This window comes from Nocardia sp. NPDC056100, assembly GCF_042266325.1.
Lineage (GTDB): Bacteria > Actinomycetota > Actinomycetes > Mycobacteriales > Mycobacteriaceae > Nocardia.
The window spans coordinates 312,907-325,830 of sequence record NZ_JBHJVY010000004.1 but is presented as its reverse complement, the minus strand read 5'-3'; the positions used below and the strand labels follow the sequence as shown (position 1 = coordinate 325,830).

Annotated in this window: 1 protein-coding gene (only partly in view); it reads right to left on the bottom strand. The window is 69.8% G+C overall.

Translation table 11 applies throughout. From position 1 onward, the window contains the following. A protein-coding gene (locus ACFC0O_RS32080; protein ID WP_375966363.1) for a non-ribosomal peptide synthase/polyketide synthase crosses the window boundary here: on the bottom strand, positions 1–12,917 show its 5' end (the start). 15,715 nt of this gene lie to the left of the window's left edge; only the first 12,917 of its 28,632 coding nucleotides appear in the window; it begins with the start codon at positions 12,915–12,917; its stop codon lies off the left edge, out of view. Between the last annotated feature and the right edge of the window lie 7 nt (positions 12,918–12,924).

The window sequence follows — 12,924 nt, the reverse complement described above, 5'->3', positions numbered from 1 at the left end:
TGCAGATCGCGCTCGCGCACCGACTGCAGCAGTTCGGTGAAGGTCGCGCCGGTATCGACCCGGGCCCGCAGCACCAGGGTGTTGACGAACATGCCGACCAATGCGTCCAGCGCCTGCTCACCGCGTCCGGCGACCGGAATGCCGACGGCGATATCGTCGCTGCCGCTGAGCCGGGCCAGTAGCGCCGCGAAGGCGCTGTGCACCACCATGAACAGCGTGCTGCCGTGCGATCGCGCGACGCGATGCAGTGCGGTCACCACATCGACGGGCACCTCGAACCGGTGCGTACCGGCCTGTCCCGAAGCCACCGGCGGGCGCGGGCGGGTGGAGAGCCGCAGCTCGTCCGGCAGGGCGGCGAGCGCATCGCTCCAGTAGTCGAGCTGGCGCGCGAGGACGGACTCCGGATCGGATTCCGAGCCCAGTGCCGCACGCTGCCACAGTGCGAAGTCCGCGTACTGCACCGGCAGCGAATTCCACCGCGGCGCTTGCCCTTCGCTGCGCGCCGCATAGGCGGCCATGACATCGCGGGCCAGCGGGCCGAGCGACCAGCCGTCGCCCGAGATGTGATGCAGGACCACCACGAGCACATGTTCGGCACCCGAGGGCAGGGTGAAAAGCGCTGCGCGCACCGGGATCTCGGAGGTCACATCGAACGGCGTGCCGACGAGTCCGGCAATGCGACGGGCCAGTTCGTCCTCGGTCACCGGAATCGGGGTGAGATCGCCGATCGACTGCCCGGGCGGCAGCACGACCTGAACGCCACTACCGCTCTCGGTGGCCGGGTAGACGGTCCGCAGCACCTCGTGCCGGTCGATCACATCACCGACGGCCAGCCGCAGCGCCTCGGTGTCCAGCGCGCCGAAACCCGCAGCGTCCGAACGCAACCGCACGGCCAGCGGAATATTGTCCACCGCCGATTCGGGATCGAATCGGTTCAGGAACCACATGCGCTGCTGCGCCAGCGATAGCGGCAGCTCGGCCGGGCGCTCCCCCGCCACCAGCGGAGGGCGGCTGCTGCCCGCGCCCGCACGGGATTCCAGCAGCGCCGCCAGCGCGACGACGGTGGACGCCTCGAACAGATCACGCACCGACAGCTCGGCGGTGACGGCGGCCGACAATCGGGCGGTCACCTGGGTGGCGAGCAGCGAATTACCGCCGAGCCCGAAGAAGTCGTCATCGAGACCGACCGAACCCAGCGCGGGCTCGACGCCGAGCACCTCGGCGAAGGTGCCCGCCACGATCTCCTGAATTGGAGTCGCGGGCACGCGGAACGCCTTGGCCTCGAACACCGGCGCGGGCAGCTGCCTGCGGTCCAGTTTGCCGGAGGCGTTGAGCGGCATGGCATCCAGCACCACGTACGCGGCCGGAACCATGTACCCGGGCAGCACATCCGCCAGCGCGGCACGCACCTGTTCCACTCGCACGCGATCGGTGGCGGCCGCCGAAACAGATACGCCGTCAACGACGCCCGCACCGGTGGAGCTCACCTCGGTCGAGGCCGGTGCGGCGGAATCCACGGGGACCAGATAGGCGACGAGCTGGTCACCGAGACGGTCGTCGGAGCGGACCACGACCACGGCCTGGGCGATGGAATCCTGTGCGGTCAAAGCGGATTCGATCTCACCCAGCTCGATGCGCAGACCGCGCAGCTTCACCTGGAAATCGGTCCGGCCGAGGTATTCGATCTCACCCTCGGCGTTCCACTTCACCAGGTCGCCCGTGCGGTACATGCGCTCGGACGTGCCGAACGGGTTGGCCACGAAACGATCCGCCGACAGGTCCGGGCGGCCCAGGTACCCGCGAGCGAGCTGATCACCCGCGAGGTACAGCTCACCCGCGACACCGGGGGCCACCGGGTGCAGCCGTGCATCCAGCACGTACAGCCGGGTGTTCCACACCGGGCGGCCGATCGGCACGGAAAGGGTGTCGGCGTCGGCGATCTCGTGGAAGGTGACGTCGACGGCGGCCTCGGTCGGGCCGTACAGGTTGTGCAGGCGGGCGCCGGTCAACTCGCGCAGGCGCTGCGCGGTCGAGGCGGGCAGTGCCTCACCGGAGGCGAATACCTGACGCAGCGCGGTGCGTTCGGCCGTCGCCGGCTCGGCGACGAAGAGCGCGAGCATGGACGGCACGAAATGCGCCGTGGTGATGCCCTCTTCGGCGATGACCCGGGCGAGGTAGGCCGGATCGCGGTGGCCATCGGGCTTGGCGACGACCAGACGCGCACCGGTCTGCAAGGGCCAGAAGAACTCCCACACCGACACATCGAATGTCGCCGGAGTCTTCTGCAGCACAGCGTCATTCGCATCGATCGGATACTCCGACTGCATCCACAGCAGGCGGTTCACGATGGCGCGATGCTCCACCGCGACACCCTTGGGGCGGCCGGTCGAACCGGAGGTGAAGATGACGTACGCGGGGTGCGACGGCAGCAGCGCGGTGCGGCGTTCCGCATCGACGATCGGCGTGCTCGGGTATCCGGTGAGGTCGAGGGCATCGACCGCCAGGACCGGGGTGAAGCGGCTGGCCTGGAAGTCATCGCGACCGGTGGTCAGGATGACGACCGGTCGGGCCGTGTCCAGCACGTATTCGATGCGGTCGGCGGGCTGATCCGGATCGAGCGGGACGTAGGCCGCACCGGACTCCAGCACCGCGTACATCGCGATGACGAGATCCAGTGAGCGCCGAATGGCAAGCGCGACGGTGGTTTCCGGGCCGACACCCTGGGCGATGAGATGACGGGCCAGGCGGTGTACCCGGGTGGCGAGTTCGGCGTAGGACAGAGTTGTCCCGTCGAAGCTGAGCGCGGGTGCGTCGGCACTGGTCAGGGCCTGCGCCTCGAACAGCGACACCAGGGTCGCCGCGGTGTTCTCGGGCAGCGCGGGCCGGAGTTCGACGGTGCTGGAGTTCCATTCGGAGAGCACCAGATCGCGCTCGGCGGTGCGCAGCAGCTCGATATCGCCGATCGGCTCGCCGGTCTGGGCGATGGCGGCGTGCAGCACACGCAGCAGGCGGTCCGCCATGGCCGCGATCGTGTCGGCGTCGAAAAGATCCGTGGCATAGGTGAATTCGGCGGCGAGGCCGTCGACACCGGGCACCTCGGAGAAGTTGAGCTGCAGGTCGACCTTGGCCGAGGCCACCTCCACCGGCAGCCCGGTAACGTCCAGACCGGGCACCTCGAAGGTGGTGCTGCCGGTGTTCTGGAACGACAGCATCACCTGGAACAGCGGGTGCCGGGCCTGCGATCGGGCCGGATCGAGCAGTTCCACGAGCCGCTCGAAGGGCAGTTCGGCGTGCTCGAACGCGGTCAGGTCGACGTCCTTGATCCGGGCCAGCAGCTCGGGGAAGGTGGCGCCGGAATCGACGGCGGTGCGCAGCACCAGGGTGTTGACGAACATGCCGACCGCGTCGTCCAGCACCGCCTCACCGCGCCCCGCGACCGGGGTGCCGATGGCGAGATCGTCCTGTCCGGACAGCCGCGCGAGCAGGGTGGCGAAGGCGGCGTGCACCACCATGAACAGGCTGGCCCCGTGCCTGCGGGCCAGGCTGTTCAGCGCGTCCAGCAGCTCGGCGTCGATCGAGAAGCCGTGCACGTCACCGCGATACGAGGCGACGGCCGGGCGGGGGCGATCGGCGGGCAGTTCCAGCTGATCCGGCAGGCCGGCCAGGGCGCCGGACCAGTACGCGGCCTGCTGGGCGATGATCGAATCCGGATCGTCCTCGGAGCCGAGCACCGTGCGCTGCCAGAGCGCGTAGTCGGCATACTGCACCGGCAGCGGATTCCACTGCGGCGCACGGCCTTCGGTGCGCGCGGTGTAGGCGGCCATGATATCGCGGGCGAGCGGATGCACGGACCAGCCGTCACCGGCGATGTGGTGCACCACCAGCGCCATGACGTGCGTGGGCGTTTCGGCGTCGGTCACCCGGAACAGCCGGGCGCGCACCGGAACCTCCATCGTCACGTCGAATCCGGCGAGCACCAGCTCGCGGACGCGGGCGGGCAGTTCGGCCGCGGTGACCGGTTCCGGTCCGAGGTCCGGCAGCCCCCGTCCGGCGGGCAGGATCACCTGCACGCCGTGCCCGGTCGCGGTCTCGGGGTAGATGGTGCGCAGCACCTCGTGCCGGTCCACCACATCGGCGACCGCGGTCAGCAGCGCGTCGACATCGAGAGCGCCGGTGAGCCGCACCGCGAGCGGAATATTGTCGACGACCGATTCGGTGTCGAAGCGGTTCAGGAACCACATGCGGCGCTGCGCCAGCGACAGCGGAATCTCATCCGGGCGCGGACCCGCGACCAGCGCGGGCCGTGCGCCCGCACCGGCGTGATCGCCGACATCGGCGGCCAGCGCGGTGACCGTGCTGTGCTCGAAGAGCGCGCGCAAGGGCACCCGGGTGTCCAGGGCCGCGCCGAGCCGCGCCACCAGACGGGTCGCGATGAGCGAATTTCCGCCCAGTTCGAAGAAGTCGTCCCCGGCCCCGACCGGGGCTTCCAGCCCGAGCACCTCGCCGAAGATGCGGGCGACGATGCGCTCGGCCCGGGTCGCGGGAGCCTGGAAGGCGCGGGAGGTGAGCACGGGCGCGGGCAGCGCGAGGCGGTCGAGCTTGCCGGAAGCATTGAGCGGCAGCGCGTCCAGCACCACGAAGGCGGCGGGCACCATATAGGCGGGCAGGCGCTGATCGAGGGCGATCTTCAGCAGATCGATCTCGATGCGGGCATCGGCCTCGGGTACCAGATAGGCGACCAGGCGGTCACCGGTGTTGTGGTCGGAACGCACCACGACCACCGCCTGTGCGATGGAATCCTGTGCGGTCAAGGCGGATTCGATCTCGCCGAGTTCGATGCGCAGACCGCGCAGCTTCACCTGGAAATCGGTGCGGCCCAGGTATTCCAGCTCACCTCCGGGGGTCCACTTCACCAGGTCGCCGGTGCGGTACATGCGCTCGGACGCGCCGAACGGGTTGGCCACGAAGCGATCCGAGGTCAGATCGGGGCGGGCGGCGTACGCGGTGGCGAGCTGCGCCCCGGCGAGGTACAGCTCGCCGGGAACGCCGACGGGAACGGGGTGCAGGCGCGCGTCCAGGACGAACAGCCGGGTGTTGAACACCGGCGCGCCGATCGGCACCGACACCGCATCGGCATCGATGACCTCGTGATGGGTGACGTCGACGGCGGCCTCGGTGGGGCCGTACAGATTGTGCAGCGCCGCACCGGTCAGCGCGCGCAGTTGCTGCGCGATCGGCGCGGGCAGCGCCTCACCGGAGGCGAAAACCATACGCAGCGAATCGCATTCGGCGGCCGCGGGCTCGGCGACGAACACCGCCAGCATGGACGGCACGAAATGCGCGACGGTGACACCGCGGTCGGCGATGAGTTCGGCCAGATACGCCGGATCGCGATGCCCGTCCGGCCTGGCCACGATTAGTCGGGCACCGATCTGCATGGGCCAGAAGAACTCCCACACCGAGACATCGAAGGTCGCGGGGGTCTTCTGCAGCACCACATCGGCGGCGGTCAGGCCGTACCGGGCCTGCATCCAGACCAGGCGGTTGACGATGGCGGCGTGCGAGACCGCGACACCCTTGGGGCGACCGGTGGAACCGGAGGTGAAGATGATGTACGCGGTATTCGACGGCCGCGGCGGGGTGACCCGTTCGGCATCGGTCAGCGGGGCATCGGAATAGCCGGACAGGTCGAGGGTATCGATGCGAACCTGCTGCGCCGCAACCTCTTCCAGGTCGTGGCCGGAGGTCAGCACGCACACCGGGCGCGCGGTCTCGACGATGTAGCGGGTGCGGTCGGCCGGGTGATCGGGATCGAGTGGGACGTAGGCGCCGCCGGCGGTGATGACGGCGTACATGCCGATCACCAGGTCCAGGGAGCGGCGCATGCCGAGGGCCACCGATGATTCCGCGCCGACACCCTGGGCCACCAGGTAGCGGGCCAGTTGATTTACGCGGGCGGCGAATTCGGCGTAGGACAGGACTGTCCCCTCGAATTCGAGCGCGGGGGCGTCGGGGCTGGTCAGGGCGCAGGCCTCGAAGAGGGAGACCAGGGTCGCGGTGGTGTCGACGGGGGTGGCGGTGTCGTTCCAGCCGTGTAGAACCAACTCCCGCTCGGTGGCGTCGAGGAGGTCGATATCGCCGACGCGGACGTTCGGGTCGGCGGCCACCGCCGCCAGGACGCGGGTGAGGCGGGTGGTCAGGGCGGACGCGGTGGCGGGGTCGAACAGTTCGGTGGCGTAGCGGAGGCTGCCGGTGAGGGCGTCGCCGGGGACGGTGGAACGCTCGTTGATGACCAATTGGAGATCGAACTTGGCGACCGCGTCGGGGAGTTCGACGGGGGTGACGGTCAGGCCCGGAAGCGTCAGATCCGTTGTCGCGCCGCGGTCTTCGCCGAAGCTGAGCATGACCTGGAAGAGCGGATGCGCGCCGGTGGAGCGGTCCACCACCAGATCGTCGACCAGGCGCTCGAAGGGCAGGTCGGCATTGGCGAAGGCGGCCAGATCGGTGTCGCGGGCGCGGGTGAGCAGTTCGGTGAAGGGGGCGGCGAGGTCGACCTCGGTGCGCAGCACCAGGGTGTTGACGAACATGCCGATAAGCGCGTCCAATTCGCGCTCGCCACGGCCGCCGACGGGGGTGCCGATGGCGATATCGGTGCTGCCCGCCAGGCGCGCCAGGGTGGCGGCGAAAGCGGCGTGCAGCACCATGAACAGGGTGGCCTGCCGGGTGGCGGCGAGATCGCGCAGGGCGGCGAGGATATCCGGGCCGAGTTCGAAATCGATTGCGCCACCGGTGTTCCGGGGCTGGGCGGGACGCGGGCGGTCGGTGGGCAGGGCCAGCTGGGCGGGGAGACCGGCGAGGGTGTCGCGCCAGAATTCCAGCTGCTGGTGGGCCAGATCGCCGGGGGTGGTGTCCGAGCCGAGCAGCGCGCGCTGCCACAGGCTGTAATCGGCGTACTGGATGGCCAGCGGCTCCCAGCCGGGGGCCTGTCCGGCCAGGCGGGCGGTGTACGCGCGCACCACATCGCCGAGCAGGGGCGTCATGGACAGGGCATCGCCCGCGATGTGGTGCAGGACGATGACCAGCACGTACTCATCGGAGTCGAAGGGCGCGTCCGCACCGCGATCCACCACGAGCAGGGCGATGCGCGACGGGAGTTCGCGGACCACGTCGAACGGGGCCTCGGCGATGGCCGTGACGGCGGCGACGATCTCCGATTCGCGGACCGGCACCGGGTTCAGGGTGAGACCGACATCGGCGGGATCGAGGGTCTTCTGGTACGGGCCGAATTCGGTGTCCGGGAAGTAGGTGCGCAGTGCGTCGTGCCTGGCCAGCAGGTCCAGCATGGCCTGCTCCAGCGCGGTCACATCGAGACGGCCGGACAGGCGCAGCACGATCGGCAGGTTGTAGCTGCTGGGGAGTTCCTGTTCGCTCTCCAGGCGATTGAGGAACCATAGCCGCTGCTGCGCGGAGGACAGCGGGACGCGATCGACGCGCGGCTGCGGGACCAGCGCGGGACGCTTTGCGGCACCGGCCAATTCGCCGACGGCCGCGGCGAAACCGGCCACGGTGCCCGCGTCGAACAGGGTGCGCACCGGAATGCGCACGCCCAGTTCGGCTCCGGCGCGGGCGGTCACCTGGGTGGCGTAGAGCGAGCTGCCGCCGAGGGCGAAGAAATCGTCGTCCAGGCCGATCCGCTCCAGGCCCAGCACCTCACCGAAGACGCGGGCGACCAGGCGCTGCGCGGAGTCGACGGGGGCGCGGAAACGCTTGGCGGCCAAGGTCGGAACGGGCAGTGCGCCGCGATCCAGCTTGCCGCTGGTGCCGAGCGGGAACTCGGTGAGCTCCACGATGACGGTGGGCACCATGTAGGCGGGCACCAGTGCGGTGAGGCGGGTGCGCAGCGCCTCGGTGTCGAGTTCGGTTCCGGCCGTGCGGATCACGTACCCGGCGAGGTAGTCGCCGGTATCGCCCGCGATCACCCGGACCGCGGCCTGCGCGACCTCGGGGGCGGTCAGCAGCGCGGTCTCGATCTCGGCGAGTTCGATGCGCTGACCGCGGAACTTCACCTGGAAATCGATGCGGCCCAGGTAGACCAGTTCACCGTCCTGGGTCCACTTCACCAGATCGCCGGTGCGGTACATGCGCTCGCCGCCGAACCCGAAGGGGTTGGCCACGAAGCGATCCGAGGTGAGGTCGACGCGGCGGTGATAGCCGCGCGCCAGCTGCACACCGGCCAGGTAGAGCTCACCGGGGACGCCGATCGGGGCGGGGCGCAGGCGCGAATCCAGGACGTAGACCTGGGTGTTCCACTCCGGCTCACCCATGGGGACCGCGTGCGGCTCATCGCCAACCTCGCGGTAGGTGACGGTGACCGCGGCCTCGGTGGGGCCGTACAGATTGTGCAGATCGGCGTCGCAGACCGCGCGGAACGCCGCGACGGTCTCCGGCGGGAACGCCTCACCGGCGACGAAAACCGCACGCAGGGAATCGAGTTCGCCCGCCTCGGCGTGGGCGGCGAAGACCGACAGCATGGACGGTACGAAATCGGTGAGCGTGACACCGTGCGCGGCGACGGTTTCGGCGAGGTAGCGGGCATCGCGATGCCCGTCCGGCGCGGCCAGCACCATGGTGGCACCGGCGCGCAGCGGCAGGAAGTAGCCCCACAGCGAGACATCGAAGGTGGAGACGGTCTTCTGCAGGTAGACGTCCTTGCGGCCGATACCGTATTCGGCCTGCATCCACGCCATCTGGTTGGCGATGGCGCGATGGCTCACGGCGACGCCCTTGGGCTTACCGGTGGAGCCAGAGGTGAACAGCACGTACGCGGGGTGCTCCGGATGCAGCACCGCGCGACGCTGGCGATCGGTGATCTTGGCGGCGGAGTACTCGGCGAGATCGAGTTCGTCGACGCGGTGCAGCGGGACGTCGATATGCGCGGGCAGCGCGAAACCGTCACCGGCGGTGGTCAATACGAGCTGCGGTTCGGCGGTGCCGAGAATATGGCCGATGCGCTCGATCGGATGCGAGGGGTCGACGGGGACGTACGCGCCACCGGCGCGCAGCACCGCGTACATGGCGACGATGAGCTCCACCGAACGGCCCATGGCCAGCACGACCAGGGATTCGGGACCGACACCGGATTCGATGAGCAGGCGGGCCAGTCGATTGGCGCGCTCGTCGAGATCGGCGTACGTCAGCTCGGTCGTGCCGAATACCAGGGCGCGCGCCGCGGGGGTGCGCTGCGCCTGGGCGTCGAAACCGGCGTGCAGGAACAGATCCGGGACCTTGTGGCCGGTGGCGTTCCAGGAATCCACGACATAGTCGAGTTCACCGGCGTCCAGCAGTTCGAGATCGCCGATCGCGCGCTCGGGCGCGGCGGTGGCGGCGGTCAGCAGGCGGGTGAATTTGGCGGCGAACTCCGCGACGGTGGGCGCGTCGAACAGTTCTGTGGCGTAGTTGAATTCGGCGCGATAGCCGTCGCCGTCCTCGGCCACGGTCAGCTGGAGGTCGAATTTGGCGAAACCGGCGTCGAATTCGACGGTTTCGGTGTCCACCCCGGGAAGTTCGGGGGTGGAGACGCCCAGGTTCTGGAAGACCAGGGCGACCTGGAACAGCGGATGGCGATTGCGCGCGCGGGCCGGATTGAGCACCTCCACCAGGCGCTCGAACGGCACATCGCGGTGCGCGAACGCGCGCAGATCACGTTCGCGGGCAACCGAAACCAGGTCGGCGAAGGACAGTTCGCCGCGCACCTCGGTGCGCAGCACCAGCGTATTGACGAACATGCCGACCAGATCGTCCAGGGCGCGTTCGCCGCGACCCGCGACGGCGGTGCCGATGGCGATATCGGTGGTGCCGGACAACCGCGCCAGCAGGGCGGCCAGCGCGGCGTGCAGCACCATGAACGGGGTGGCCCGGGCCTGGGCGGCGAGCGCGTCCACGGCGGCGCGCAAATCGGCGTCGAGTGCGAAACCGACGGTCGCGCCGCGATATCCGGAGACCGCGGGGCGCGGGCGATCGGCGGGCAGATCCAATTGCGCGGGCAGTTCGGCCAATTCCCGGGTCCAGAACGAGAGCTGGCGCGCGGCAAGCGATTCCGAGTCGGCGTCATCGCCGAGCAGGCGCTGCTGCCACAGGGCGTAATCCGCGTACTGGATCTCCAGGGGAGCCCAGTCCGGCCGCTCCCCGGCCCGGCGCGCGGTGTACGCCTCGACCAGATCGCGCACCAGCGGGGCCATGGAGACGCCGTCGGCGGCGATATGGTGCACCACCAGCACCAGCGTGTGATCGGTGGCATCGGCGCGCAGCAGGCGCAGGCGCAGCGGAACCTGTGCCGCCACATCGAATCCGCGCTTCGCCTCGGCCTCGATGGCGGCGCGCAGCTCACCCTCGGTGGTATCGGCCGGGGTCAGCTCGGCGGCGATCGGATGCCCGGCCGAGATCGGGCCGAACGGTGCGGCGTGCACGAGCTGGATCGGACCGGCGGGGGTCTGCGGATACGAGGTGCGCAGCACCTCGTGGCGGGCGATCAGATCGGTGACCGCGGCGGTGAGCGCGGCCGTGTCCAGATCACCGCGCAGGCGCAGCGCGACGATCACATTGTCGACCGCCGCCGCGTCGAAACCGTCGGCGGGCGTTGCGGATTCGTCGTGCGCGAGGCGATTCAGGAACCACATGCGCTGCTGTGCGGGCGAGAGCGGCACCAGGGCGGGCCGCTCCCCCGCCGCGAGCACGGGGCGATCGGCGTCGAATTCGGCCGGGCCGATCAGTTCGGCGTCCGAATCCAGCTGGGCGGCGGGATCATCGGCGAGCAGGGCGAGCGCGGCGACGGTCGGGCGCTCGAAGAAATCGCGCACATCCAGGGTGATGCGCAGCGCCTCGCCGACCCGGGCGATGGCCCGGGTGGCGATGAGCGAATTGCCGCCCAGGGCGAAGAAATCGTCATCCGCGCCGACCCGGTCGGTACCGAGCAGATCCGCGAAGATGGCCGCCACCGCCAGCTCGGCGGTGGTCTCCGGCGCCCGGAATTCGACCGCGGCATCGGTGAATTCGGGCTCCGGCAGCGCGCGCCGGTCCAGCTTGCCGTTCGGGTTGAGCGGGAATTCCGGCAGCGCCATGAGCACGGCCGGAACCATGTACTCGGGCAGCCGATCCCGCGCCGCCGCCAGCACCGCGGCGGTATCCAGTTCGGCCGCGGCGGGCACCACGTAGCCGATCAGATGATCACCGGTCGCGGTGTGGTGCAGCAGCACCGCCGCCTGCGCCACCTGCTGATGGGTCAGCAGCGCGGCCTCCACCTCGCCGAGTTCGATGCGCAGACCGCGCAGCTTCACCTGGAAATCGGTGCGGCCCAGGTATTCCAGCTCGTTCGGGCCGCCGTCCACGGCGGGCTGCCAGCGCACCAGGTCACCGGTGCGGTACATGCGATCACCGGGCGCGCCTTCGGGATTGGCGACGAAGCGCTCGGAGGTCAGACCGGTGCGCGCCACATAGCCGCGTGCCAGCTGCACACCCGCCAGGTAGAGCTCACCGACCACGCCGATCGGGACCGGGCGCAGGTTCTCGTCCAGCACCAGCAGATCGGTATCGTCGGCGGCCGCGCCGATCGGCACCTGCACGGTATCGGCGGCGGTCACCTCGTGCGCGGTCACGTCGACCGCGGCCTCGGTGGGGCCGTACAGATTGTGCAGCGTCGCACCGCTGACATCGCGGAATCCGGCCGCGGTGGCGGCGGGCAGCGCCTCACCGGAGGCGAAAACCGCGCGCAGCGAATCGGATACGCCCTCGTGCGCGGCCTCGGCCACGAACACCGACAGCATGGACGGCACGAAATGCGCGATGGAGATGCCGTAGTCGGCGATGGTGCGCAGCAGATAGGCCGGATCACGATGCCCGTCCGGTTCCGCGATCACCAGGCGCGCGCCGATCTGCAAGGGCCAGAAGAACTCCCACACCGATACGTCGAAGGTGAAGGGGGTCTTCTGCAAGACCGCGTCATCGCCGTGCAGCCGGTACATGCGCTGCCGCCAGCGCAGATTCGCCACGATCGCGCGATGCGAGACCGCAACGCCCTTGGGGCGGCCGGTGGAACCGGAGGTGAAGATGACGTAGGCGATGTTGTCCGCCATCGCCTGCGGCACCTCGGGATCCGCGCTGGGCGACAGCGCCGAGGTGGTGACCGTGCGCTCGAACTCGTCGATGCGCAGCACCGGGACGGCGGTCTCGAAATCCGGTTCATCGGCCGTGGTGGTCAGCACCACGGCGGGATTCGCGACCGACAGCACATAGGACAGGCGCTCGGCCGGATGATCCGGATCCAGCGGCACGTACGCGCCACCGGCCTTGATGATCGCGTACATGCCGACCAGCAGTTCGAACGAACGCCGCACGGCCAGGCCCACCAGCACATCCGGGCCGACGCCCGAGGCGATCAGACGGCGGGCCAGAGTGTCGGCGCGGGCGTCGAATTCGGCGTAGGTCAGGCTTTCGCCGCCGAATTGCAGCGCCACCGCGTCGGGGGTGCGGCGCACCTGCTCCTCGAACAGCGTCGCGAGGGTTTCGACCGGGGCCAAGTGCGGGGTGAGCACGGCGGCCGCGGCCTCGACGGCGTCATCGAGCAGGTCGTCCAGGACGGCGGTGAGCGCGCCCTCCTCCCCCTCCATGAGCGCCGGCAATTGACCCGAGATGACCACCTGGACCAGGGCCTCGGGTTCCAGTGCGCCGCCCATGGCCTCGGCCAGCGCACCCAGTTCGGCCGCGAGCGGGCCGTAGGCGACGGTGAGCTCCCCGTGCCGGACCGCTATGCGATCCGGGTCCAGGGCTGCCACCGTTTCGATCAGATTCGGCAGGTCCGCGGCGCCGTAGGCGCTGCGCAGCGCCGCATGGTTACCGAACCGGTTGAGGGCGACCGACTCCACACGAGAC